We start from the raw sequence: 24,489 nt of genomic DNA on the forward strand, positions 1-24,489 counted from the left end.
TTATTTTTACAGCGGCAGAAACTTACTTCTTCTTCGCTTTCGCGTTAGGCAGATCGGTGATGCTACCTTCGAAGATTTCTGCAGCCAGACCGACTGACTCATGCAGGGTCGGGTGAGCATGGATGGTCAGCGCGATATCTTCCGCATCACAACCCATCTCAATGGCCAGACCGATTTCGCCTAACAGCTCGCCGCCGTTAGTACCGACAATCGCGCCACCAATAATACGGTGCGTCTCTTTGTCGAAAATCAGTTTGGTCATGCCGTCTGCACAATCAGAAGCGATAGCACGGCCTGAAGCAGCCCACGGGAAGGTGGACGTCTCATAGCTGATGCCTTTCTCTTTCGCTTCTTTCTCGGTCAGACCGACCCAGGCAACTTCTGGCTCAGTATAGGCAATTGAAGGGATCACTTTCGGATCGAAGTAGTGCTTCAGACCGGAAATCACTTCTGCCGCAACGTGGCCTTCATGCACGCCTTTATGCGCCAGCATTGGCTGACCGACGATGTCGCCGATAGCATAGATGTGTGGCACGTTGGTGCGCATCTGCTTGTCGACGCGGATGAAACCGCGATCGTCCACTTCCACGCCCGCTTTACCGGCATCCAGACCTTTACCGTTCGGCACACGACCGATCGCCACCAGCACCGCGTCATAACGCTGCGCTTCGCCTGGTGCTTTTTTACCTTCCATTGAAACGTAAATGCCATCGTCTTTTGCTTCAACGGCGGTCACTTTGGTTTCCAGCATCAGGTTAAATTTCTTGCTGATTTTTTTGGTAAAGACTTTCACCACGTCTTTATCTGCAGCCGGGATAACCTGGTCGAACATCTCAACCACATCGATCTCTGAACCCAGCGCATGATAAACCGTCGCCATTTCCAGACCGATGATACCGCCGCCCATAACCAGCAGACGCTTCGGCACTTCTTTCAGTTCCAGCGCATCGGTAGAGTCCCAGACGCGTGGATCTTCATGTGGAATGAATGGCAGTTCGATTGGGCGTGAACCCGCAGCGATGATGGCGTTATCGAAGTTGATGGTGGTCGCGCCGCCTTCTCCTTCAACCACCAGGGTGTTAGCACCGGTGAATTTGCCGAGGCCATTCACCACGGTGACTTTACGACCTTTTGCCATACCTGACAGGCCGCCAGTCAACTGGTTGATAACCTTCTCTTTCCAGCTGCGAATCTTGTTGATATCAGTAGATGGCTGGCCAAACACAATGCCGTGCTCTTCAAGGGCTTTCGCCTCTTCAATCACTTTAGCAACGTGCAGCAGCGCTTTAGATGGGATACAACCGACGTTCAGACAAACACCACCGAGGGTGCTGTAACGCTCAACCAGTACGGTTTCCAGACCTAAATCCGCACAACGGAAGGCTGCAGAGTAACCTGCAGGACCTGCCCCAAGTACCACGACCTGGGTTTTAATCTCTGTACTCATCATGACCTCTTAATTGATATCCGGCGGGTCAGACTTTCTTATAATGCCCTTATTCCACCGGGACTTTCACCGCAAGAGTTTACAGAATTGTTAACAAACTGCCAACAGCGGCGCGACGAATCGTTAAAGGAAGGCCGGCATCCGCCGGCCTTCTTTACATTTACATAACTAAACGACGAATGTCAGACAACATATTGCCGATGATAGTAATGAATCTCGCACCATCAGCACCGTCGATAACGCGGTGGTCGAAGGAGAGAGAAATCGGCATCATCAGACGCGGAGTGAACTCTTTACCATTCCACACCGGCTCCATCGCCGATTTAGAGACACCCAGGATAGCCACTTCCGGCGCGTTAACGATCGGCGCGAAGTGTGTGGTGCCCAGGCCGCCCAGGCTGGATATCGTGAAACATCCGCCCTGCATGTCGCCCGCTGTCAGCTTACCGTCACGCGCTTTCTTCGAAATCGCCATCAGTTCACGCGACAGCTCGGTGATGCCTTTCTTGTTCACGTCTTTGAAGACCGGAACAACCAGGCCATTTGGCGTATCAACCGCCACACCGATGTTAATGTATTTCTTCAGCGTCAGTTTCTGTGCATCTTCAGACAGCGAACTGTTGAAGCGTGGCATCTGCTCAAGCGCCGCGGCGACCGCTTTCATGATGAACACCACCGGGGTGTACTTCACGTCCAGCTTACGCTTCTCTGCTTCAGCATTCTGCTGCTTACGGAAAGCTTCCAGATCGGTGATATCGGTTTTGTCGAAATGCGTAACGTGCGGGATCATCACCCAGTTACGGCTCAGATTCGCGCCAGAAATTTTCTGGATACGACCCAGTTCGACTTCTTCGATTTCACCAAACTTACTGAAATCCACTTTCGGCCATGGCAGCATGCCAGGCAGACCGCCGCCGCTTGCAGCAGCAGGTGCGGCTTCAGCGCGTTTCACGGCGTCTTTCACGTAAGTCTGCACGTCTTCTTTCAGAATGCGACCTTTACGGCCGGTGCCTTTGACTTTCGCCAGGTTAACACCGAACTCGCGTGCCAGGCGACGGATCACCGGGGTTGCGTGAACGTAAGCGTCGTTCTCTGCGAATTCACCTTTACTGTCGGCTTTGGCTGCGGCGGGTGCCGCGGCTTTCGCTTCAGATTTAGCAGCAGGCGCTGGTGCGGCTTCCTGTTTCGCTGCCGCAGGGGCAGCCGGAGCAGCACCTTCGACTTCAAACACCATGATCAGTGAGCCGGTGCTGACTTTATCGCCCGTCGCGACTTTCAGCGCTTTGACGGTGCCTGCAAACGGCGCAGGGACTTCCATCGAGGCTTTGTCGCCTTCCACCACGAGCAGTGACTGCTCAGCTTCAACTTTGTCGCCAACTTTAACGAGGATCTCGGTGACTTCAACTTCATCGCCGCCGATATCCGGAACGTTAACGTCTTTTGCGCCTGCAGCCGCGGCGGGTGCCGATGCCGCTTCTTCTTTCACTTCTGGCTTCGCATCAGAGGCCGGTGCTGCGCCTTCTGCTTCAAAGACCATGATGGCTGAACCGGTGCTGACTTTGTCGCCGGTCGCGATGGTGATCTCTTTGACCACACCCGCGAACGGAGCCGGGACTTCCATGGAGGCTTTATCACCTTCCACCACAATCAGAGACTGCTCGGCTTCGACTTTGTCGCCAACCCTGACCAGAATCTCAGTGACTTCAACTTCGTCACCGCCGATATCCGGAACAGCCACTTCTTTGCTGGCAGTGGCCGCAGCAGCGGCTGGCGCTGGCGCCGCGTCCGCTTTTTTCTCTTCGGCGGCGGCAGGGGCTGCTTCCGCAGCGCCTTCAGCATCAAACACCATGATTAGCGAGCCGGTCTCAATTTTGTCACCGGTAGAGATTTTAATCTCTTTTACTACGCCAGCCTGTGGTGACGGCACTTCCATTGAGGCTTTGTCGCCTTCCACGGTGATCAGCGACTGCTCGGCTTCCACCTTGTCGCCAACTTTCACCAGAATCTCGGTGACTTCGACTTCGTCAGACCCGATATCCGGTACCTTAATTTCGATAGCCATTACTCTATTACCTCTTAAGCCAGACGCGGGTTAACTTTATCGGCATCGATATTGAATTTAGTGATCGCATCGGCCACCACTTTCTTCTCGATCTCGCCGCGTTTAGCCAGCTCACCCAGCGCGGCAACCACCACATAAGATGCATCAACTTCGAAGTGATGACGCAGATTCTCACGGCTGTCAGAGCGACCAAAGCCATCGGTACCCAGTACGCGATAATCGCTGGCTGGGACATAGCTACGAACCTGCTCAGCGAACAGTTTCATGTAGTCGGTTGAAGCCACAGCGGGTGCGTCGTTCATCACCTGAGCGATGTAAGGTACGCGCGCTTCTTCTGTCGGATGCAGCATGTTCCAGCGCTCACAATCCTGGCCATCACGCGCCAGTTCGGTGAACGAGGTCACGCTGTAGACATCAGAGCCGATACCGTAATCTTTCGCCAGGATCTGCGCAGCTTCACGAACGTGACGCAGGATAGAACCCGAGCCCAGCAGCTGCACTTTACCTTTGCTGCCTTCTACCGTTTCCAGTTTGTAGATACCCTTACGGATACCTTCTTCTGCACCAGCGGGCATTGCTGGCATATGGTAGTTTTCGTTCAGCGTGGTGATGTAGTAGTAAACGTTCTCCTGCGCTTCGCCATACATACGCACCAGACCGTCATGCATGATGACTGCCACTTCATACGCGTAAGAAGGATCGTAAGAGATACAGTTCGGGATAGTCAGAGACTGAATATGGCTGTGACCATCTTCATGCTGCAGACCTTCGCCGTTCAGGGTAGTACGACCTGAGGTACCGCCGACCAGGAAGCCGCGCGCCTGCTGGTCGCCTGCCAGCCACATCAGATCACCGATACGCTGGAAGCCGAACATCGAGTAATAGATGTAGAACGGGATCATCGGCAGGTTGTTGGTGCTGTAAGAGGTCGCCGCAGCCAGCCAGGATGAACCTGCGCCCAGCTCGTTGATCCCTTCCTGCAGAATCTGGCCTTTCTCGTCTTCTTTATAGTAAGCAACCTGCTCGCGGTCCTGCGGGGTGTACTGCTGACCGTTCGGGCTGTAGATACCAATCTGACGGAACAGACCTTCCATACCAAAGGTACGCGCTTCATCGGCGAGGATCGGAACCAGACGATCTTTGATCGACTTGTTCTTCAGCATCACGTTCAGGGCACGCACAAAGGCGATGGTGGTCGAGATCTCTTTGTTCTGCTCATCCAGCAGCGCACTGAACTCTTCGAGCGCTGGCATTTCCAGCTTCTCAGTGAACTTCGGCTGACGCGTTGGCAGGTAACCGCCTAACTTCTCACGCTGACCGTGCAGATAAGCATGCTCTTCTGAGCCTTTTTCGAAGGTCACGTACGGCAGTGATTCGATTTTGTCATCAGCAACCGGCACGTTGAAGCGATCACGGATATAGCGCACGCCATCCATGTTCATCTTCTTCACCTGGTGGGCAATGTTTTTGCCTTCCGCGGTGTCGCCCATACCATAACCTTTAATGGTATGCGCCAGGATCAGGACTGGCTTGCCTTTGGTGTCCTGCGCTTTTTTCAGCGCCGCGTAGATTTTCTTCGGATCGTGGCCGCCACGGTTCAATGCCCAGATTTCATCATCGGACATATCTTTAACCAGTGCTGCGGTTTCCGGATATTTACCAAAGAAGTGCTCACGCACATAGGCACCATCACGGGATTTGAAGGTCTGGTAGTCACCGTCAACGGTTTCGTTCATCAGCTGAATCAGCTTGCCGCTGGTATCTTTGCGCAGCAGCTCATCCCAGCGTCCGCCCCAGATGACCTTGATCACTTCCCAGCCAGCACCGGCAAAGATGCCTTCCAGCTCGTTGATGATCTTGCCATTACCGGTTACCGGACCATCCAGACGCTGCAGGTTGCAGTTGATGATGAAGACCAGGTTATCCAGTTTTTCACGGGTGGCGATGGTGATCGCACCTTTAGATTCTGGCTCATCCATCTCGCCGTCACCCAGGAAGGCGTACACGGTCTGAGCGGAGGTGTCTTTCAGGCCACGGTGTTCCAGATACTTCAGGAACTTCGCCTGATAGATCGCCGACAGCGGACCCAGACCCATTGATACGGTCGGGAACTGCCAGAATTCCGGCATTAATTTCGGATGCGGATAAGAAGAGAGGCCTTTGCCGTCAACTTCCTGACGGAAGTTGTTCATCTGATCTTCGGTCAGACGACCTTCAAGGAACGCACGGGCATAGATGCCTGGAGAGATGTGGCCCTGGAAATAGACCAGATCGCCGCCATCTTTTTCGCTACGCGCGCGGAAGAAGTGGTTGAAGCACACTTCATAAATGGTCGCAGAAGACTGGAAGGAGGACATGTGGCCACCGAGTTCCAGATCTTTCTTCGATGCGCGCAGCACCGACATGATGGCGTTCCAGCGAATTGCGGAACGGATACGACGTTCAAGAGAGGTGTTGCCCGGATAGTCGGGTTCATCTTCAACGGCAATAGAGTTGATATAGTTGCTGATTGCAGAAGATCCTGCAGCCACTTTTACGCCGCCTTTGCGGGCTGCACCCAGTACCTGATCAATCAGATACTGTGCACGTTCAACACCTTCTTCACGGATGACCGATTCGATCGCCTGTAGCCAGTCACGAGTTTCAATCGGATCCACGTCATTGTGTAAACGTTCTGACATGGGTGTGTTCCTTATCTGTGTCTAATACGTTGAATAATCGGGAGCCTGTTAAAGCAGATGCAGGCAGGCTCGTCTTGATGTCCGTACGATCTTTGTCGCACGTTATTCCTTACGTTGCTGTAAACGACGCAGGGAGCGTTCTCGACGGCTCTGCTCCCGACTTCTGTCCAGCAAGATTTCCTCTATGAACGCCAGGTGACGGTGTGAAGCCTCGCGCGCTTTTTCTGGCTCACGGGCCACAATCGCCTCAAAGATTCTGGCGCGGTGACCGCTCACTTTTGCCAGCATTTCCCGGCGCGAGTAGAGCAATTCGAAATTCTGACGAACGTTTTGTTCCAGCATAGGGCCCATAGAGCGTAGCAAATGTAAAAGCACCACATTATGGGCCGCTTCTGTGACAGCGATCTGATACTGCATCACTGCGTCCGCTTCGGCGTCTAAATCGCCGCTGTCCTGTGCCTGCTGGATATTCACATGGCAGTCACGAATGCGCAGCAGGTCTTCCTCTGTGCCACGCAGTGCCGCGTAATAGGCAGCGATGCCTTCTAAGGCATGACGCGTTTCCAGCAGATCAAACTGTGATTCCGGATGGCCGGCGAGAAGCTCAACGAGTGGATCGCTTAAGCTTTGCCAGAGATTCTCCTGCACGAACGTTCCGCCACCCTGTCGGCGCAGCAATAATCCTTTGGCTTCTAAGCGCTGGATTGCTTCGCGGAGAGACGGACGTGAGACATCGAATTGTTTGGCGAGTTCGCGCTCAGGCAGCAGCTTCTCTCCCGGACGCAGCGTCCCTTCCATAATCAGGGATTCGAGCTGTTGCTCGATAGCGTCGGAGAGCTTAGGTTGGCGAATCTTACTGTAAGCCATCATCCCTTCTTATTAAGCCTTTCGTCCGGAGTAAATTGGTAATACCAATTGCAAAGAGGTGCCGGTAAAGTAACAAAGTATTCACCTTGTGTCTATATGGTGTCTGCGACATTCCCCCTGCCCCCAGGCCTGTGCTGGCGCTAACTCGCGGTTAAAAAAATGGAAAAAGCTCGTAAGTGCAAATGTTAAATAATTGCACTTTTACCAAACCTTACACCCGCTTAGCGCGGGAGCCGTGCGTCAGCCATAAGGGAAAGCTATTCGTCATTACCTGAATTTCATGGCAGAAGTTTCTGTGGACAGACGTGACCAGGACGGCGTTTTTTCAGTCAACTCCCAGCACGAAAGGCGAAAGCAGGTGCAAAGCGAATCGCTTATCACTATTCTTGTCGCCAGGGTAGCAAATGGCCGCATTCAGTACGCCAGATACCGTAAAATAATCAATACGTTATTGTAACTCCTTCATTACAGCGGATTGCGCTGCGAACGAAGAATTAAAACATCACGAGGTTTGTATGGAACAACAGCAAGGCGAAGCGCTGAAACGTGGTCTCAAGAACCGCCATATTCAGCTCATCGCGCTGGGTGGTGCAGTGGGAACCGGTCTGTTTCTGGGCAGCGCATCGGTTATCGAATCCGCCGGACCGGCCGTTATTCTGGGCTATGCGATTGCCGGTTTTATTGCCTTTTTAATCATGCGCCAGCTGGGCGAGATGGTCGTGGAAGAGCCGGTTGCCGGCAGCTTCAGCCACTTTGCCTATAAATACTGGGGCAACTTTGCGGGCTTCGCGTCGGGCTGGAACTACTGGGTGCTCTATGTGCTGGTTGCCATGGCGGAACTCACCGCCGTCGGCAAATATGTTCAGTTCTGGTGGCCAGACTTCCCGACCTGGGCGTCGGCTGCCATCTTCTTCGTGATGATCAACGCCATCAACCTGACCAACGTGAAAGTGTTCGGTGAGATGGAGTTCTGGTTCGCCATCATTAAAGTGGTTGCAGTGATAGGCATGATCCTGTTCGGCGGCTGGCTGCTGTTCAGCGGCCACGCGGGTCCGCAGGCGACGGTGCGCAACCTGTGGGAACAGGGTGGATTCTTCCCGCATGGTATTGGCGGTCTGGTTACCGTCATGGCGATTATCATGTTCTCGTTTGGGGGTCTGGAGCTGGTGGGTATCACCGCGGCTGAAGCGGATAACCCGGAAGTGAGCATTCCAAAGGCAACCAACCAGGTGCTGTGGCGCATCCTGATTTTCTACATTGGTTCGCTGGCAGTCCTGCTGTCACTGATGCCGTGGACCCGCGTCACCTCAGAAGTCAGCCCGTTTGTCTTTATCTTCCACGAGCTGGGCGATGCCATGGTGGCCAATGCGCTGAACGTGGTGATCCTGACAGCGGCCCTGTCGGTCTATAACAGCTGCGTATACTGCAACAGCCGCATGCTGTTTGGTCTGGCACAGCAGGGCAATGCGCCAAAAGCGCTGCTGAAAGTCGATCGTCGCGGTGTGCCGGTGTTAACGATTCTGGTCTCGGCTGTCGCCACTGCGCTGTGCGTGCTGATCAACTACCTGATGCCGGGCGAAGCATTTGGCCTTCTGATGTCGCTGGTCGTCTCCGCGCTGGTCATCAACTGGGCAATGATCAGCCTGGCGCACCTCAAGTTCCGCCGTAAGAAAGATCAGCAGGGCGTCACCACCCGCTTTAAAGCGCTGCTCTATCCGGCGGGCAACTGGATCTGCCTGATCTTCCTGGCAGGGATTCTGGTGCTGATGGCGACCACGCCGGGCATGGCGATCTCCGTCTGGCTGATCCCGGTCTGGCTGGTGATTCTGGGTATCGGTTACTTTATTAAGAACCAGACGCAGAAGGCCTGATGCTGTCCGGTGCGTGCAGTCTGGCGCACCGGTCACTTTAGCTGGATTACTATTTTTATTGCTGGCCTGAGATGCTAATTTTTTCCTGCTTTTCACTCACAAGGAAAATAATTATGCGTGAACTCACAGCAACAGAAGTTATGGCAGTAAGCGGCAGTGGCGTTATTCAGGATATGACCACTAACGTGGGTAAGCAGGTCGGTTTTCTCATTGGTAATACCCTCGGTTCCCTTATCCCCATCCCCGTTATTTCCGGCATTATCGCCTCCTATGCCAGCACGCTGTTTAGTGATATCGGTGGCTGGATCGGCGGTCTGCTGGGCGGGTTGATTGAAGGCCAGAACATCAGCGCCACTTAACACTGTTCAACAATCCCTCTGATTAAACAGATGTGAACCGGCACACATGGACGTGCCAGTTCACATTTTTTTGCGCCCACCTGTTTTGTCCATCTCTGTGACCAATTGCTGCTGCGCGACAGGCGGCTTCAGCCCTAATAATTACTGGCTTCACGATTTGCAGGAGAAGCTAATGAAGCCCGCCGCACTCTCATTTAAAGAAAAGCTCGGTTATGGCATGGGCGATGCCGGATGCAACATGATTGGCGGTGCCATCATGCTGTTCCTGAACTACTTCTATACCGATGTTTTTGGCCTTGCCCCGGCGCTGGTCGGCACCCTGTTGCTCTCGGTCAGGGTGCTGGATGCGGTTACCGATCCAATTATGGGCGCTGTCGCCGATCGCACCCAGAGTCGCTGGGGCCGTTTTCGTCCCTGGCTGCTGTGGGTCTCGGTGCCCTACGTGGTCTTCAGCGTCCTGATGTTTACGACGCCGGACTGGACCTACCATAACAAGGTGATCTGGGCCTTCGTCACCTACTTCCTGATGTCGCTGACTTATACCGCCATCAACATCCCTTACTGTTCTCTGGGCGGCGTGATTACCAACGATCCCGGTGAGCGGGTCTCCTGCCAGTCTTATCGTTTTGTCATGGTCGGCATCGCCACGCTGATTCTCTCTCTGTCACTGCTGCCGATGGCGGAGTGGTTTGGGGGCGCAGATAAAGCGCGCGGCTACCAGATGGCGATGGCGGTGCTGGCCACGATTGGGCTGGCGATGTTTCTGTTCTGCTTTGCCACGGTACGGGAACGTATCCGCCCTGCCGTACCCAGCAATGATGACCTGAAAAAAGATCTGCGTGACGTCTGGAAGAATGACCAGTGGGTGCGCATTCTGCTGCTCACCTTCTGTAACGTCTGCCCCGGCTTCATCCGCATGGCGGCCACCATGTATTACGTGACCTGGGTTATGGGTCAGTCAACGCACTTCGCCACGCTGTTTATCAGCCTGGGGGTGATTGGCATGATGTTCGGCAGCACGCTGGCGAAACTGCTTACCGACCGCTGGTGCAAACTCAAAGTCTTTTTCTGGACCAATATCGCGCTGGCGCTCTTCTCCAGCAGCTTCTACTGGATCGATCCTCACGCCACCGTGATGGTGGTGGTCGCCTACTTTGTACTGAATATCCTGCATCAGATTCCCTCTCCGCTGCACTGGTCACTGATGGCAGATGTGGATGACTACGGCGAGTGGAAAACCGGCAAGCGCATCACCGGCATCAGCTTCTCCGGCAACCTGTTCTTCCTCAAGGTGGGACTGGCGGTTGCCGGTGCAATGGTCGGCTTTCTGCTGTCGATTTATGGCTACAACGCGGGCGCTAAGCAGCAGTCTCCTGAGGCGATTAACGGCATCATGCTGCTGTTCACTATTATTCCTGGCGTCGGTTATCTGATTACCGCCGGTGTGGTGCGACTGATGAAGGTTGACCGCAAAATGATGATTACCATTCAGCAGGATCTCGCGCTGCGCCGCGAAAACTTCCATGAGTTACACACTGTTCGCCTGCGCGACGGTGTTGTCACGCCAACCGGAGATGTTAAATGACCGCAATCTTGCCGAATCCATTTATTGAGCAGCGCGCCGACCCCTTTATCCTGCGCCATGAACAGCACTACTACTTTGTAGCATCAGTGCCGGAGTATGACCGGCTGGAGATCCGCCGCGCCACAACGCTCGATGGCCTGCGCAGCGCCGAGCCGGTCGTGGTCTGGCGCAAACCCGGGAGCGGCGCCTGCAGCGAGTTAATCTGGGCACCGGAACTGCACTACATTGACGGCCAGTGGGTCATCTATTTCGCGGCAGCACCGACGCGGGAGATCAAAGAGGGACTTTTTCAGCACCGGATGTATGCGCTGGTGTGTGAGGCGGCCGATCCGCTACAGGGCGAATGGCAGCCGTGTCGCCGGGTCTTCAGCCAGTTCGACACCTTCTCTCTGGATGCTACCCACTTCGTGCATCAGGGCAAAAACTGGTATCTCTGGGCGCAGAAAGATCCATTGATTCCCGGCAACTCTAATCTCTACCTGTCCGAGTTGCTGAATCCCTGGACGCTGAAAGGCACGCCGGTAATGCTGAGCCGGCCAGAATATGAGTGGGAGTGTGCTGGGTTTAGCGTTAATGAAGGACCGGCGGTCATCCGACACGGCGATCGGCTGTTTGTAACCTACTCCGCCAGCGCCACGGATGAGAATTACTGTCTGGGTATCCTGTCGATTGCCGCTGATGCCGATCCGCTTGATGTCGCCGCCTGGCAGAAATCGGCGCGGCCGGTCTTTGTGTCCAGCTGGGACAACCACCAGTATGGGCCAGGCCACAACAGCTTTACTCAGGATGAGGCGGGACGCGACGTGCTGGTTTACCACGCGCGTAACTACACTGAAATTGAGGGCGATCCGTTGTGGGATCCGAACCGCCATACCCGACTGAAATATTTCAGCTGGCGGGAAGATGGCACGCCCGATTTCGGCGTGCCACCGGCCGATTACACCAGCGTGCCGTAAATCGTCAGCAACGCGACGGCAACGACCAGCACCAGTGACGTCCGTTTCGCTAACGCCACGGCAACCCGTGGCGTTTCGACTTTATCGGTATGCGGATCGCGCGACAGGGAGAACTGCGCCAGCGTCGTCAGCACCTGATACTGCGACCGGTGACGATCGGTCAGCGAGGCAAACCACGCGGGCAGCGCTTTTTCGCCATGACCCAGCAGCGCGTAAGCTACACCCGCCAGCCGCACCGGGATCCAGTCGAGAAGATGCAGAATGGCATCCACACCAGACTGCGAACGCACCATCGGGGTACCGTGTTTTGCCAGCCAGCCTTGCCAGGCACGGAGAAACGCGTAACCCACCAGCAGTACCGGCCCCCATGGGCCCCCCACCACCAGCCAGAACATCGGCGCAAGATAGAAACGGAAGTTTATCCAGATCAGCGCATTCTGCAGTTCACGCAGAAATTCGCGCTCGCTGCACTCCACCGGCACGCCATGAATCAGCGTCAGTTCAGCCGCCATCGCCTGATGCGCCGCGTCGTCATCATGACTGGCCGCTTTCAGATAGCTATGGTAGTGCTTACGCACTGAACCGGCACCGATACAGAGCAGTCCGGCAACGATCCAGAACAGGAGTTGCAGCACGCCAAACAGCAGGCCTTTCAGGCTCCAGACCACCAGCGCGGTCAGCGCCATCGCCAGCGCGGTCATCAGCAGGGTACGCATCATGGAGAAATGTCGGCGATGGCGGAAGATCGGCTCCAGCCGGTGTTCAAGTTGCCAGTGCTCGCCCAGTTTAAACAGGCGCTCCCAGCCTAAAACCAACAACAAGGTAAACAACGTCATACTGACTCCGCAAAAATCAGGATTTTTGCTGCGTTAACAGCTGTTTGTAGTAGTCCCAGTCAAAAGCAGGTCCGGGATCGGTTTTACGTAACGGTGCGATGTCGCTGTGCCCCGTGATACGTGAAGGCGTTACCGGATAGTGTTGCAGCAGCAACCGGGTTACCTGCTGCAGGGCCCGATACTGCGCCTCGCTATACGGCTCGCTGTCTGTCCCTTCCAGCTCGATACCAATGGAGAAGTCGTTGCAGTTTTCACGTCCTTCAAACTGCGAAATGCCTGCATGCCAGGCACGTTTATCAAAGGGGACATACTGCACGATCTCCCCGTCACGACGAATCAGGCAGTGTGCAGCCACTTTGAGCGCGGCGATATCCGCAAAATAGGGATGAGCATCCGGCGGTAGTGTGCCGGTGAACAGTTTGTCGATCCACGGCCCGCCAAATTCACCGGGTGGCAGGCTGATATTGTGAATCACCAGCAGTGAGGGTGCCTCATTATCAGGCCGCTCATTGCAATGCGTTGACGGCACGTGACGCACTCCGGTCAGCCAGCCCTGTTTGATTTTCATACCGGTTATCCTTGTTTCACCAGGCTGAGAATAGCATGAATAATAAAGGATTCTTGCCTCTTAGTGTGCCGATCGGGTGACATTAAATCGCCGCTTGTTAAGGATACTAAACAAAATGCATTCTGTTGCTGGAACCTGATGCCGGTTCAGGCTATTGTGACCGCCTCTGTCATTTCCGTTTCTGGAGTAAAACACCTATGTCATCTCGTGGTTATGATCCCGACAGCCGCCGTCAGGCATTGATTAAACGCATTGAAAGTGACATCCCGGATACCGTTGCGCTGGCGTTGAAAGAGGATCTTGGGGGTGAGATTGACGCTGACCGCGATATTACCGCGCAGCTGTTGCCCGCCGATACCCTGGCCCATGCGCAGGTCATCACCCGTGAAGCCGGTGTTTTCTGTGGTAAACGCTGGGTCGAAGAGGTGTTTATTCAGCTGGGCGCACACGCGACGCTGAACTGGCATGTTGAAGATGGCGATCAGATCGAGGCTGACCAGCTGCTGTTTGAAATCAGTGGTCCCGCTCGCCTGCTGCTGACCGCCGAGCGTACGGCACTGAATTTTGTGCAGACGCTCTCGGGCGTTGCCACCGAAGTCAGCCGCTATGTCGCGCTGCTGGCGGGAAGCCAGACGCAACTGCTGGACACCCGTAAAACCCTGCCCGGACTGCGGACTGCGCTGAAATATGCCGTGCTGTGCGGCGGTGGCAGTAACCATCGGCTGGGCCTCTCTGACGCTTATCTGATCAAAGAGAACCATATTATTGCCAGCGGATCGATTGCACAGGCTGTGGAAAGAGCGCAATGGCTGCAGCCCGATGTGCCGGTCGAAGTTGAGGTGGAATCGCTTGAGGAGTTGCGTCAGGCGCTGGAGGCTGAAGCCGACATCGTGATGCTGGATAACTTCAGCCTGGATGCGATGCGTGAAGCTGTCGAACTCAATCAGGGAAGGACGCTGCTGGAGGTTTCCGGCAACGTGACCGAAACCACCCTGCCGCAGATCGCCCTGACCGGCGTGGACTATGTATCGGTTGGCGCGCTGACCAAGCATGTGCGGGCGCTGGACCTCTCGATGCGTTTCAGACAAAAATAATCTGCATCGCCGTTACCTGACACGGCGATTTTGCGATCCCGCTTCCGGCGCAGTTTCGACTGCGCTGCAATTCTGAAATTTCTCCACATCACGCTTTCCAGCATGTCGATCTCTGTCTGTCTTTCAGTGCCCCCTATTTTTAACCTGTCGCCTTCTTAAATCAGGAGACGATGAGATGAATTATCAACGTGGATTTACGCTGGTTGAACTGATGATTGTCGTGGGCATTGTGGCGATCCTGAGTGCCATTGGCCTGCCCGCTTATCAAAATTATCTGCAGCGCGCTGCCCTCACCGACATGCTGCAAACGATGGTGCCCTACAAAACCGCGATAGAGCTCTGTGCCATGGAGCGTGGCGGCCCGGCCCAGTGTCAGGCCGGAGAAGCGGGAATTCCGGCAGCCAGAGGGTCGCGCTATGTCTCGGCACTGAGCGTGGCCAGTGGGGTAATTACGCTGACCGGGCAGGAGAGCCTCAATGGGCTGAGCGTTGAAATGCTGCCGATCTGGGACAGCACGGAGGGCGGCATCAGCTGGCAACGCAGCTGCACCAGCAGCAACAACAGCCTGCGCGACAATTGCCTGGAGCAGTTCCGCTTTGCGGACAAAGGAGCCAGCGATGAACAAGCCTGATGAGGCGATCGCAGCATTGTGTCAGCGCTATCGCGCCCTGGTTCTGCATCACGATGCCAGTCAGCTGCGTGTTGCCGTCGCGGAAAACGTGCCACCCGGACTGGCTGAAGCGCTCCATTTTGCCAGCCAGTGCCAGATTGAGATTGAATGCTGGCCTCAGGCCCGGCTCGACCAGCTTCAGCACGCTGACGCACCGCTGGTGGCCCGCGAAGAGGCACCTGCAGAGTCAGCGATTGAGGCGACACAGCTGATTCTACGTCAGGCGCTGGAGCGGCGTGCTTCCGATGTGCATATTGAACCCAGCCGGGATGGCCTGCGGGTCCGGCTGCGAATCGACGGCGTACTGCATCTCCTCTCTTCACTGCCTTCCACGCAGCCTGCAGCGCTGCTGGCACGGCTGAAGATCCTCGGCGGACTGGATATTGCCGAACGCCGGTTACCGCAGGATGGTCAGTTCAGCATGGAGATCGCCGGTAAACCGGCCTCATTTCGCCTGGCGACTTTACCCATCTATGGCGGCGAAAAAGCGGTGGTCCGGCTGTTACAGAGTGAAGGCGCGGCCCTGTCACTGGATAAGCTTGGCTTACCCGCTGCGCAGTTGCGCCTGTTCTGCGCTGCACTGGCACAGCCGCAGGGACTGATTCTGGTTACCGGCCCCACAGGCAGTGGCAAGACGTTTACGCTTTATAGCGGACTCAGCGCGCTGAATAAGCCAGAGAAAAATCTGTGCAGCGTGGAAGATCCGATTGAGATCCCGCTGCCCGGCATTAACCAGACGCAGATCCACACCAAAAACGGTCTCGATTTTAACCGCGTGCTGCGGGCGCTGCTCAGGCAGGATCCGGATGTGATCATGGTGGGCGAAATCCGCGATGCCGAAACGGCGGAGATTGCAGTTAAAGCAGCGCAGACCGGGCACCTGGTGCTGTCGACGCTGCACACCAACTCCACCGCCGAAACCCTGACCCGCCTGCGGCAGATGGGGATTCCGGGTTATCTGCTGGGATCGGCACTGAAACTCATCGTTGCTCAGCGCCTGGTCAGACGCCTCTGTCCCCATTGCCGTCAGCCCGCCCAGGCGGTGGCGCACTTTCCTGCTGAACTCTGGCCCGGGACCCTGCAAACCTGGCGGGCGCCTGGCTGTGACCACTGCTTTTCCGGCTATTTTGGGCGGCTGGCGCTGTTTGAACTGCTGCCGATCAATGCCAGACTGCAAAATGCGATCGCGGCCGAGATGCCGCTGGAAAACCTGCTCAGTCTGGCGAAACAGCAGGGATTGCGCACCCTGCTGGTTTCCGGCCTGGAGGCGGTAAGCCGGGGCGATACCTCGCTGGAAGAGATGCAACGGGTGATTGGGCTGGACGATGGCTAATGCAGCTTTATTCAGCTGGCAGGCAGTCGATAGTCAGGGCCAGTTATGCCGTGGTCAGCTACTGGCTGTCGACAGTGACAACCTGCTATTGATGCTGGCGCAGCGCGATCTTCTGCCGGTGAGCTGGAAGCGGGAAAAAGTCTGGCGTCAGGGGGACTGGAAATGGCAGCACAAAACTGACCTGATTCGCCAGCTGGCCACTCTGCTCAAAGCGGGCCTGCCGCTGGCAGAGAGTCTGGCTTTGCTGGCAGAGGGTCATCCGCATGCAGGCTGGCGTGCCCTGATGATCGCTCTGCATCATCGGGTACTGAGCGGTACCCCTTTTTCTCAGGCGTTGCGTGAGTGGCCGCAGATTTTTCCTGCACTCTATCCGTCCCTGATGGAGGTAGGTGAACTGACCGGTCAGCTAGACATCTGTTGCAGCGAACTGGCTCAGCAGCAGATCCGCCAGCAGCAGTTATGGCATCAGGTGGCGAAGGCGCTGCGCTATCCCCTGTTTATTCTGCTGGTGGCGATGGCTGTCACCTGCGGCATGCTGCTGTTCGTGCTGCCGGAGTTCGTCGCGGTTTATGACTCCTTTGATGCGCCCCTGCCCGCCTTTACGGCAGCGGTAATGCAGTTGTCTGCCGCGCTTCAGGAATGGGGAGGTGTGCTGGCCTGTGGTGTTTCGCTGATGCTGGCTGGATGGCATCAGCTGCGACGACGCTCTGCGGGCTGGCAACGTCGTGAGCAGGCCTTTTTCCTGCGCATCCCGCTGCTTTCCGGGTTGTGGCGCGGTACGCAACTCACACAGATCTATACCATTCTGAATCTCACGCAGCGCGCCGGATTAACCCTGTTACAGGGCCTGGCCGCCGCTGAAGTCACGCTCTCCTCATTACTCTGGCGGGAAGCGATGGCCGGACTGCAGCAGCATATTGCTCAGGGGCGTCCTCTGCATCAGGCGCTGATTAATCATCCGCTGTTCACCCCCTTATGTGGTCAGTTGATTCGGGTCGGTGAAGAGGCGGGCGCACTGGATCTGATGCTGGCCCGGCTGGCGGAATGGCATGAGGCAGAAACCCGCGAGCGCGCGGATACTCTGGCGGCGTCGCTGGAACCCATGATGATGGTGGTGATTGGCGGCATTGTCGGCACGCTGGTGATTGCGATGTATCTGCCGGTGTTCGGGCTGGGTGATGCGATGCATTAAGGGGCGCACGCTGCGCCCCGCATGACTAGCGGTTGAAAACGCGGTTCTCCTGCTCGTTAACCCGGATAAAGGTCGTGCGCTTGGTCAGCTCTTTCAGCCGCTCTGCTCCGACGTAAGTACAGGCAGAACGCAGCCCACCCAGAATATCGCGCGCGGTGTCAGCGACCGGACCCCGCAATGGCAGTTTTACCGTTTTACCTTCTGCAGCACGGTATTGCGCGACACCACCAACGTGACGCTTCATCGCCGACTCGGAGCTCATGCCGTAAAAGAGCATAAAGCTTTCGCCATTCTCTTCGACGACCTGCCCTTCACACTCATCATGCGCCGCCAGCATACCACCCAGCATCACGAAGTCCGCACCACCACCAAAGGCTTTGGCGATATCGCCCGGCACCGAACAGCCGCCATCACTGACAATCTGTCCGCTTAAACCATGCGCCGCATCGGCACATTCAATGACAGCAGAAAGCTGCGGATAGCCCACACCGGTTTTCACCCGGGTTGTGCAGACCGATCCCGGACCAATACCGACTTTCACGATATCTGCACCGGAGAGGATTAATTCTTCCACCATTTCGCCTGTGACCACGTTACCGGCACAGATGGTTTTAGCCGGGAAGGTTTCGCGCGCGCGCTGCAGAAAATCGACAAAATGCTGTGAGTAACCGTTGGCCACATCGATGCAGATAAACTGCAGATCGTCTGACAGCGCCATAATCGCGACCAGTTTACTGAGATCGGCCTCTGAGGTGCCGGTTGAAACCATCACATGTTTCAGAACTGACGCAGGTACGCGCTGAATAAACGCGCGCCAGTCATCTGCGCTGTAATGCTTGTGGACGGCAGTGAGGATATTGAAGCTGGCCAGCGCCTCGGCCATCGAAAATGTGCCAACGGTATCCATGTTGGCGGCGATGATCGGAACGCCGCTCCAGCTGAGGCCCGAATGTCTGAAGGTAAAGCTGCGTTCCAGCTCAACCTGTGAGCGACTTTGCAGCGTGGAGCGTTTGGGGCGGATTAAGACATCTTTAAAGCCCAGTTTCAGATCTTCTTCAATACGCATAAACAGTGTCCTGGTAAATGGCAACGAATCGTAGTTCACGAAGTAAGCACAGCTCCAGTGGCGTTATGATACGCGCCTCACGCTGCGCGACAAGACTGCGAATTTCACTTTATTTACGCTACAATCCGTTAAATTTAGTTGTGATTTATCGGTGTGATCTGACGCCCATTTTTGCGTTTTTTAGTCAGATCATTACCCTGAACCCATGTCGGAAAAGAAGTCAGGTGAGAAACATGCCCTATATCGTCGCGCTTACAGGGGGGATCGGCAGTGGGAAAAGTACGATTGCCCAGGCATTCGCCGCGTCTGGCGTGGAAATTATTGATGCTGACCTGATTGCCCGTGAAGTTGTTGAACCCGGCACGCCCGCTTTGCAGGCCATTGAAGCGCGCTATGGCGCGTCAATAGTGACGGAACAGGGCATGCTTGATCGTAAACGACTTCGCGACATTATTTTTCAGCAGCCGGAAGAGAAAAGCTGGTTAAACGCGCTGCTTCATCCGCTGATCAACGCCCGGACGCGACAGCTGATCGCCCAGGCCACCTCACCTTATGTGCTCTGGGTGGTGCCATTACTGGTGGAAAATCAGTTACAGCACCAGGCTGATCGGGTACTGGTAGTGGATGTTGATGAGGCAACGCAGTTAGCGCGGACTCAGCAGCGTGACCATCTTTCCGTCGAGCAGGCGAAACGTATTCTTGCCGCACAGGCCACGCGCCAGCAGCGCCTGGCCTGTGCCGATGACATTATTGATAACAGTGGCGAGCCCGCCGACGCCTTGCCACAGGTTGCCGGACTCCATCAGCGCTATCTCAGGCTGGCGGCAACGAAACAGGATTAATACCATGAGCACACCCGTTCTGTTTGAACACCCACTGAATGAAAAAATGCGAACCTGGTTACGGGTTGAGTTTTTGATTAATCAGTTAGATGAAACTACACCGCTGGATAAAACCGTTAATGCACTGACCTTTTTTCGCCTGATTGGCGAGTTGCTCGACATTTTCGAGCGCGGCGATATGCGGACTGAACTGTTGAAAGAGCTGGAGCGTCAGCAGCAAAAATTACGTGCCTGGGCTGACGTGCCCGGTGTCGATATGACGCTGGTGGATGCCCTGCGCGATAAACTTAAAATTCAGTCAACGCAGTTGATGAATGCCCCGCGTATGGGCCAGCAGCTCCGCGAGGATCGTCTGATTGCCCTGGTACGCCAGCGACTGAGCATCCCTGGCGGATGCTGTAGCTTTGATTTACCGGGCCTGCACATCTGGCTCCACCTGCCGCAGGAAACACGCGATGCGCAGGTCGAAGCCTGGATGCAGACGCTGGAGCCCCTGCATCATGCGCTGGCGATGGTACTGGATCTGATCCGCCAGTCCGGTGCGTTCCATATGCAGACCAGTCTCAATGGTTTTTATCAGGATAATGCCGAGGGTGCCGATCTGCTGCGACTGCAGTTGTCGCTGGACGATGCGCTCTATCCACAGGTGTCCGGACATAAAAGCCGCTACGCCATACGTTTTATGCCACTTGATAGTGAACGCGGTGAAGTTCCGGCCCGCCTTAACTTCCAGCTGGCCTGTTGTTAGAGGTAAACATGCAGCAAGAAATCATGACCGTTTCCTGCCCACAGTGCGGCAAAGATGTAATCTGGGATGAGCTCAGCCCGTGGCGTCCCTTTTGCAGCAAGCGCTGTCAGCTCATCGATTTAGGTGAGTGGGCCGCAGAAGAGAAACGCATTCCCAGCAGCGACGATATGAACGACAGTGACAACTGGAGTGAAGAAGATCGCTGATAACAGGATGGGGCACGCTGCCCCATCCAATCAGATTTCGCCGGCGATCAGACGCGCAATCAGCTGATGATTCGCGGCCGGAAACTCTTCTGCCACCAGCGCATGCTGATCCACCCAGCGCTGCGGCTGACCCTCTTTGCCCCACGGCTCACCTTTCCACCCTTCAACCAGAAAGAAATGCAGCGTCACCCGCAGATCGTCGTAGCTGTGGTCTGCATGACCAATCGGGCGAGCCTCGGTGACTTCAATGCCGGTCTCTTCCTGGAGTTCCCTTATCAGTCCCTGTTCGGCGCTTTCGCCCGCTTCAATCTTACCGCCAGGAAACTCCCACTTGTTTGCCATGTAGGAGGTCGCCGCGCGCTGGGCAAGGAAAATTTGTTTACTGGCATTGCGAATGATGCCAACTGCAACCTGCAGGTGCTTCATGGAGACTATCCGGTAGTAATAGGTGAATGAAGGCTGATTTTAGAGCATGCCGTCGCGGAAGTTAACCGCTTTAGCACAGCGATGGTGCACTCACTGCGCAGACAGCGACCATAAAAAAAGGAGCCAGCGGCTCCTTTTTTCTCACCATTCAGTCTCAGGCGATGCGGCCATGACACTGCTTAAACTTTTTACCGGAACCACATGGGCAGGGATCGTTGCGGCCAACTTTGCGTTCACCACTCTGCTCCGCCACAGGTTCGGATGCCAGCAGATCTTCTTCTACATGGCTCAGCTGCTGTTGCTGTGCCAGACGTTCAGCTTCTTCACGACGCTGTTGCTCCATCGCTTCCACTTCTTCTGGCATACGCACCTGCACTTTGCTCAGCGTACTAATCACTTCATATTTCAGCGATTCCAGCATCGCGGCGAACATGGCGAAGGATTCACGCTTGTACTCCTGCTTCGGATCTTTCTGCGCATAGCCGCGCAGATGGATGCCCTGACGCAGATAGTCCATCGCAGCCAGATGCTCTTTCCACAACGAATCCAGCGTCTGCAGCATCACGCCTTTTTCAAAGTTGCGCATCATTTCCGCGCCCACGATCTCTTCTTTCTCTGCGTAGCTTTCCATAGCATGGGTCATGATGCGCTCACGCAGCACTTCTTCATGCAGGTCAGGCTCTTTATCCAGCCACTCTGCAATCGGCAGGTTCAGATCGAAGTCAGCACGCAGACGCTCTTCCAGGCCTGGCACATCCCACATTTCTTCCAGCGACTGTGGTGGAATGTAAGTATCGATGGTGGCTTTGTAGACATCGTGGCGAATGCTGTTGATGGTTTCGCTAACGTCAGACACATCCAGCAGCTCATTACGCTGACTGTAGATCGCGCGACGCTGGTCATTGGCCACATCATCATATTCCAGCAGTTGCTTACGAATATCGAAGTTACGGCTTTCAACTTTACGCTGAGCATTGGCAATCGCTTTAGTCACCCACGGATGCTCAATGGCTTCGCCTGGCTTCATGCCCAGTTTACGCATCATATTTGAAACACGGTCTGAGGCGAAAATACGCATCAGCGCATCTTCCATCGACAGATAGAAGCGTGATGAACCGGCATCACCCTGACGACCGGCACGACCGCGCAGCTGGTTGTCGATACGACGCGATTCGTGACGCTCAGTACCGACAATATGTAAACCACCTGAAGCCAGAACTGCATCATGACGAATCTGCCATGCTGCCTTGATCTCTTCGATTTGCGCTTCAGTCGGGTCTTCCAGTTCGGCCACTTCAGCGTGCCAGCTACCACCCAGCATAATGTCCGTACCACGACCGGCCATGTTGGTCGCGATAGTGACCGCACCCGGCTGACCGGCCTGCGCCACGATATCCGCTTCGCGGGCATGGAATTTGGCGTTCAGGACGTTATGTTTGATACCGGCGCGGGTCAGTTCGTTTGAGACCACTTCTGATTTTTCAATCGAGATGGTACCCACCAGTACCGGCTGTCCATTAGCTGTGCGCTCACGGATATCTTCGATAATCGCATCGATCTTCTCTTTCTCGGTCATGTAGACCAGGTCAGCCAGATCTTTACGCACCATCGGACGGTTAGTCGGCACGACAATGGTGTCGAGCTTGTAAATAGAGCTGAATTCGAATGCTTCGGTATCAGCAGTACCGGTCATGCCGGCCAGCTTCTCGTAAATACGGAAGTAGTTCTGGAAGGTGATAGAGGCCAGCGTCTGGTTCTCGTTCTGGATCTCTACGCCTTCTTTCGCTTCAATTGCCTGATGCAGACCATCAGACCAGCGACGACCCTGCATGGTACGGCCGGTGTGTTCATCAACAATCACCACTTCACCCTCTTTCACGATGTAATCAACATCGCGGGTGAAGAGTGCATGGGCACGCAGTGCCGCAGTGACGTGGTGCATCAGCATGATGTTGGTCGGAGAGTAAAGTGACTCGCCCGCTTCCATGATGCCCTGGCTGACCAGCAGCTCTTCCACTCTCACCAGACCGCGTTCAGACATGTGAGCCTGACGCGCTTTCTCATCGACCCAGAAGTCGCCTTCGCCCTGATGGGTTTCGGTATCTTCTTTATCCTGGCGCACCAGATGAGGGATGATCTTGTTCACTTTGGTGTAGAGATCAGAACTGTCTTCAGCAGGACCCGAGATGATCAGCGGCGTACGCGCTTCATCGATCAGGATGGAGTCGACCTCATCCACCAGCGCATAGTGCAGTTTACGCTGTACGCGCTCTTCCGGGCTGAAAGCCATGTTGTCGCGCAGGTAGTCGAAGCCATATTCGTTGTTGGTGCCGTAGGTAATGTCAGCCGCGTACGCTTCGCGCTTCGCTACAGCCGGCAGGCCCGACATGTTGATACCAATGCTTAAACCCAGGAACTCAAACAGTGGACGGTTGTTTTCCGCATCACGCTGTGCCAGATAGTCGTTGACGGTCACCACGTGAACGCCTTTGCCAGACAGCGCATTCAGGTAGGCTGGCAGCGTTGCGGTCAGGGTTTTACCTTCACCGGTACGCATCTCAGCGATACAGCGGTCGTTCAGCACCATGCCGCCGATCAGCTGTACGTCGAAGTGACGCATTCCGAACACACGCTTACTCGCTTCACGCACGGTCGCGAACGCTTCCGGGATCAGGCTTTCCAGCGTTTCACCTTTTTTCAGGCGCTCGCGGAACAGGTCGGTTTTGGCTTTCAGTTCATCGTCAGAGAGCTTCTCAAAATCGGGCTCCATCTTATTGATGACGTCTACCACTTTGCGCATACGACGCAGCGTACGATCGTTACTGCTGCCAAAAACTTTGGTCAATATTTTGCTAAACATAATAAATATATTCTCAATTCAGCCGGAGCATTCCGGACTGCGAAATCTAAACAGAGTGAGTAAAACCAATACTATTAGCAGAACAATCGGGCGGGTCCGGCGCGAATGCCATGCACGCTGGCATGCCATTCTACCCATGAGCGGGTAACGGCCATGAAGAGAGGCGGTGTTGTCATCTCCTGCGGTGCAGTGTGCAGCGCAGAATGTGATGTCAGTAAACTATGCAGTGAGTCGATCAGCGCCAGCTTTTGGGCCGCCAGCGGTAACTGTTGTTGCTCCGCCTGCGCCTGGGGCGCCAGCGTGAAAGAGAGGTGACGAATAACGGTGCGGATGGCGTGCTGATGCCAGTAATCCACGCTGAAGCTCGGGCGTCGGGATGCTTCCTGAAGCCGGATTAAGTGATCAAAACGTGTGGCATTGCCGAGAAAGAGACTGCTGGCCGGAGATTCAGACGACGCGTTGAGTTCGGAGCTTTGCGCACAGGCTGGCAGGCCAAAGCTGGCCGCTACCATCCCTAACAGGAGATGGGGCCAGAAATAGCGTCTACCTAATTGTCGCCAGCGCTGAAGAATCCCGATCACAACCTTTCCATCGCGCACGCTCTGTTGCGCTCTTGTTTTCGTGTACCCGCCGCGCGAGCCGCAACGGATTTCGGCCTGTAAAAGCGCCACAGATAGTAACATTAATGTGGGGCATCCACACCTGGGTTTAAAGTAGCGACGTGAGAAAACGCGTGTGATTGTTCAGCAATTCAGCAGAACAGACAACGCTTTGCGAGCGAGGTCGCAGTCATCAGGCGTGTGTCAGGGAAGGCAATAAA

The 24,489-nt window shown here is 55.2% G+C and carries 21 protein-coding genes; 11 read left to right on the forward strand and 10 right to left on the reverse strand.

What is annotated here, in order from left to right; translation table 11 throughout:
- Positions 1-22: 22 nt before the first annotated feature.
- From lpdA to pdhR, 4 genes are all read right to left on the reverse strand, one after another.
- The gene (gene lpdA, locus PU624_RS19235) at positions 23-1,447 is read right to left on the reverse strand and encodes a dihydrolipoyl dehydrogenase (protein WP_010253950.1); all 1,425 of its coding nucleotides are present in this window, start codon (positions 1,445-1,447) and stop codon (positions 23-25) included.
- Positions 1,448-1,607: 160 nt separating this feature from the next.
- Positions 1,608-3,509 carry a pyruvate dehydrogenase complex dihydrolipoyllysine-residue acetyltransferase gene (gene aceF / locus PU624_RS19240; protein ID WP_283546239.1) on the reverse strand — a complete coding sequence of 634 codons (1,902 nt, stop codon included), beginning with the start codon at positions 3,507-3,509 and terminating at the stop codon, positions 1,608-1,610.
- A gap of 14 nt (positions 3,510-3,523) precedes the next feature.
- Positions 3,524-6,190 (reverse strand): pyruvate dehydrogenase (acetyl-transferring), homodimeric type, encoded by a 2,667-nt coding sequence (gene aceE / locus PU624_RS19245; protein ID WP_283546240.1) that lies wholly within the window; start codon positions 6,188-6,190, stop codon positions 3,524-3,526.
- Between the two features lie 102 nt (positions 6,191-6,292).
- On the reverse strand, positions 6,293-7,057 hold the full coding sequence (gene pdhR / locus PU624_RS19250) for a pyruvate dehydrogenase complex transcriptional repressor PdhR (protein WP_090964305.1): 765 nt from the start codon (positions 7,055-7,057) through the stop codon (positions 6,293-6,295).
- 515 nt (positions 7,058-7,572) lie between these two features.
- Between pdhR and aroP the strand changes: the two genes are divergently transcribed.
- The 4 genes from aroP to PU624_RS19270 all read left to right on the forward strand — a co-directional run bounded on the left by aroP (position 7,573) and on the right by PU624_RS19270 (position 11,828).
- Complete coding sequence (aroP, locus tag PU624_RS19255) at positions 7,573-8,928, forward strand: aromatic amino acid transporter AroP (RefSeq protein ID WP_090964303.1); 1,356 nt, start codon at positions 7,573-7,575, stop codon at positions 8,926-8,928.
- Between the two features lie 113 nt (positions 8,929-9,041).
- Positions 9,042-9,287: a hypothetical protein gene (locus PU624_RS19260; protein ID WP_283546241.1), complete on the forward strand. Its 246-nt coding sequence runs from the start codon at positions 9,042-9,044 to the stop codon at positions 9,285-9,287.
- Between the two features lie 172 nt (positions 9,288-9,459).
- Complete coding sequence (locus PU624_RS19265; protein ID WP_283546242.1) at positions 9,460-10,872, forward strand: glycoside-pentoside-hexuronide (GPH):cation symporter; 1,413 nt, start codon at positions 9,460-9,462, stop codon at positions 10,870-10,872.
- Positions 10,869-11,828 carry a glycoside hydrolase family 43 protein gene (locus PU624_RS19270; protein WP_283546243.1) on the forward strand — a complete coding sequence of 320 codons (960 nt, stop codon included), beginning with the start codon at positions 10,869-10,871 and terminating at the stop codon, positions 11,826-11,828. The genes PU624_RS19265 and PU624_RS19270 overlap by 4 nt, the downstream gene beginning before the upstream one ends.
- Here the strand turns inward: PU624_RS19270 and ampE are convergent.
- Complete coding sequence (ampE, locus tag PU624_RS19275; protein WP_283546244.1) at positions 11,810-12,664, reverse strand: beta-lactamase regulator AmpE; 855 nt, start codon at positions 12,662-12,664, stop codon at positions 11,810-11,812. The two genes, PU624_RS19270 and ampE, sit on opposite strands and share 19 nt — an antisense overlap.
- A 16-nt stretch (positions 12,665-12,680) precedes the next feature.
- Complete coding sequence (ampD, locus tag PU624_RS19280; protein ID WP_283546245.1) at positions 12,681-13,232, reverse strand: 1,6-anhydro-N-acetylmuramyl-L-alanine amidase AmpD; 552 nt, start codon at positions 13,230-13,232, stop codon at positions 12,681-12,683.
- A 197-nt stretch (positions 13,233-13,429) separates the two neighbouring features.
- Here ampD and nadC point away from each other — a divergent pair, with 197 nt between their 5' ends.
- The 4 genes from nadC (at position 13,430) to hofC (ending at position 17,521) form a co-directional block, all read left to right on the forward strand.
- Entirely contained in the window at positions 13,430-14,326 is an 897-nt protein-coding gene (nadC, locus tag PU624_RS19285) for a carboxylating nicotinate-nucleotide diphosphorylase (protein WP_283546246.1), read from the forward strand.
- Positions 14,327-14,501: 175 nt separating this feature from the next.
- Positions 14,502-14,957 (forward strand): prepilin peptidase-dependent pilin, encoded by a 456-nt coding sequence (ppdD, locus tag PU624_RS19290; RefSeq protein ID WP_283546247.1) that lies wholly within the window; start codon positions 14,502-14,504, stop codon positions 14,955-14,957.
- Positions 14,944-16,329: a type II secretion system protein GspE gene (gspE, locus tag PU624_RS19295; RefSeq protein ID WP_283546248.1), complete on the forward strand. Its 1,386-nt coding sequence runs from the start codon at positions 14,944-14,946 to the stop codon at positions 16,327-16,329. The genes ppdD and gspE overlap by 14 nt, the downstream gene beginning before the upstream one ends.
- Positions 16,322-17,521, forward strand: a complete 1,200-nt coding sequence (hofC, locus tag PU624_RS19300; RefSeq protein WP_283546249.1) for a protein transport protein HofC — start codon at positions 16,322-16,324, stop codon at positions 17,519-17,521. Before gspE ends, hofC begins: the two co-directional genes overlap by 8 nt.
- Before the next feature lie 25 nt (positions 17,522-17,546).
- Here hofC and PU624_RS19305 read toward each other — a convergent pair whose 3' ends face one another.
- On the reverse strand, positions 17,547-18,587 hold the full coding sequence (locus PU624_RS19305) for a GMP reductase (protein ID WP_283546250.1): 1,041 nt from the start codon (positions 18,585-18,587) through the stop codon (positions 17,547-17,549).
- A gap of 233 nt (positions 18,588-18,820) precedes the next feature.
- Between PU624_RS19305 and coaE the strand changes: the two genes are divergently transcribed.
- The 3 genes from coaE to yacG are packed head-to-tail and all read left to right on the forward strand — an operon-like array spanning position 18,821 to position 20,383.
- On the forward strand, positions 18,821-19,429 hold the full coding sequence (gene coaE, locus PU624_RS19310) for a dephospho-CoA kinase (protein ID WP_283546251.1): 609 nt from the start codon (positions 18,821-18,823) through the stop codon (positions 19,427-19,429).
- A 4-nt stretch (positions 19,430-19,433) separates the two neighbouring features.
- A complete protein-coding gene (gene zapD, locus PU624_RS19315) occupies positions 19,434-20,177 on the forward strand; it encodes a cell division protein ZapD (protein ID WP_283546252.1) in 744 nt (247 codons plus the stop codon).
- A gap of 8 nt (positions 20,178-20,185) precedes the next feature.
- Positions 20,186-20,383, forward strand: coding sequence for a DNA gyrase inhibitor YacG (yacG, locus tag PU624_RS19320; RefSeq protein ID WP_283546253.1), 198 nt, complete (start codon positions 20,186-20,188; stop codon positions 20,381-20,383).
- 30 nt (positions 20,384-20,413) lie between these two features.
- On the opposite strand, the gene mutT is transcribed toward yacG, so the two are convergent.
- The 3 genes from mutT to secM all read right to left on the reverse strand — a co-directional run bounded on the left by mutT (position 20,414) and on the right by secM (position 24,250).
- Positions 20,414-20,809: an 8-oxo-dGTP diphosphatase MutT gene (mutT, locus tag PU624_RS19325; protein ID WP_283546254.1), complete on the reverse strand. Its 396-nt coding sequence runs from the start codon at positions 20,807-20,809 to the stop codon at positions 20,414-20,416.
- Positions 20,810-20,963: 154 nt separating this feature from the next.
- Entirely contained in the window at positions 20,964-23,669 is a 2,706-nt protein-coding gene (secA, locus tag PU624_RS19330; protein WP_283546255.1) for a preprotein translocase subunit SecA, read from the reverse strand.
- Between the two features lie 74 nt (positions 23,670-23,743).
- Positions 23,744-24,250: a secA translation cis-regulator SecM gene (gene secM / locus PU624_RS19335; protein ID WP_283546256.1), complete on the reverse strand. Its 507-nt coding sequence runs from the start codon at positions 24,248-24,250 to the stop codon at positions 23,744-23,746.
- Positions 24,251-24,489: the final 239 nt, after the last annotated feature.

This window comes from Pantoea sp. Lij88, from assembly GCF_030062155.1.
GTDB lineage: Bacteria > Pseudomonadota > Gammaproteobacteria > Enterobacterales > Enterobacteriaceae > Pantoea.

Excerpts from the sequence above, each read along its gene's own strand:
- lpdA (WP_010253950.1), bottom strand. The coding sequence starts at position 1,447 with ATGAGTACAGAGATTAAAACCCAGGTCGTGGTACTTGGGGCAGGTCCT.
- aceF (WP_283546239.1), bottom strand. The coding sequence starts at position 3,509 with ATGGCTATCGAAATTAAGGTACCGGATATCGGGTCTGACGAAGTCGAA.
- aceE (WP_283546240.1), bottom strand. The coding sequence starts at position 6,190 with ATGTCAGAACGTTTACACAATGACGTGGATCCGATTGAAACTCGTGAC.
- pdhR (WP_090964305.1), bottom strand. The coding sequence starts at position 7,057 with ATGGCTTACAGTAAGATTCGCCAACCTAAGCTCTCCGACGCTATCGAG.
- aroP (WP_090964303.1), top strand. The coding sequence starts at position 7,573 with ATGGAACAACAGCAAGGCGAAGCGCTGAAACGTGGTCTCAAGAACCGC.
- PU624_RS19260 (WP_283546241.1), top strand. The coding sequence starts at position 9,042 with ATGCGTGAACTCACAGCAACAGAAGTTATGGCAGTAAGCGGCAGTGGC.
- PU624_RS19265 (WP_283546242.1), top strand. The coding sequence starts at position 9,460 with ATGAAGCCCGCCGCACTCTCATTTAAAGAAAAGCTCGGTTATGGCATG.
- PU624_RS19270 (WP_283546243.1), top strand. The coding sequence starts at position 10,869 with ATGACCGCAATCTTGCCGAATCCATTTATTGAGCAGCGCGCCGACCCC.
- ampE (WP_283546244.1), bottom strand. The coding sequence starts at position 12,664 with ATGACGTTGTTTACCTTGTTGTTGGTTTTAGGCTGGGAGCGCCTGTTT.
- ampD (WP_283546245.1), bottom strand. The coding sequence starts at position 13,232 with ATGAAAATCAAACAGGGCTGGCTGACCGGAGTGCGTCACGTGCCGTCA.
- nadC (WP_283546246.1), top strand. The coding sequence starts at position 13,430 with ATGTCATCTCGTGGTTATGATCCCGACAGCCGCCGTCAGGCATTGATT.
- ppdD (WP_283546247.1), top strand. The coding sequence starts at position 14,502 with ATGAATTATCAACGTGGATTTACGCTGGTTGAACTGATGATTGTCGTG.
- gspE (WP_283546248.1), top strand. The coding sequence starts at position 14,944 with ATGAACAAGCCTGATGAGGCGATCGCAGCATTGTGTCAGCGCTATCGC.
- hofC (WP_283546249.1), top strand. The coding sequence starts at position 16,322 with ATGGCTAATGCAGCTTTATTCAGCTGGCAGGCAGTCGATAGTCAGGGC.
- PU624_RS19305 (WP_283546250.1), bottom strand. The coding sequence starts at position 18,587 with ATGCGTATTGAAGAAGATCTGAAACTGGGCTTTAAAGATGTCTTAATC.
- coaE (WP_283546251.1), top strand. The coding sequence starts at position 18,821 with ATGCCCTATATCGTCGCGCTTACAGGGGGGATCGGCAGTGGGAAAAGT.
- zapD (WP_283546252.1), top strand. The coding sequence starts at position 19,434 with ATGAGCACACCCGTTCTGTTTGAACACCCACTGAATGAAAAAATGCGA.
- yacG (WP_283546253.1), top strand. The coding sequence starts at position 20,186 with ATGCAGCAAGAAATCATGACCGTTTCCTGCCCACAGTGCGGCAAAGAT.
- mutT (WP_283546254.1), bottom strand. The coding sequence starts at position 20,809 with ATGAAGCACCTGCAGGTTGCAGTTGGCATCATTCGCAATGCCAGTAAA.
- secA (WP_283546255.1), bottom strand. The coding sequence starts at position 23,669 with ATGTTTAGCAAAATATTGACCAAAGTTTTTGGCAGCAGTAACGATCGT.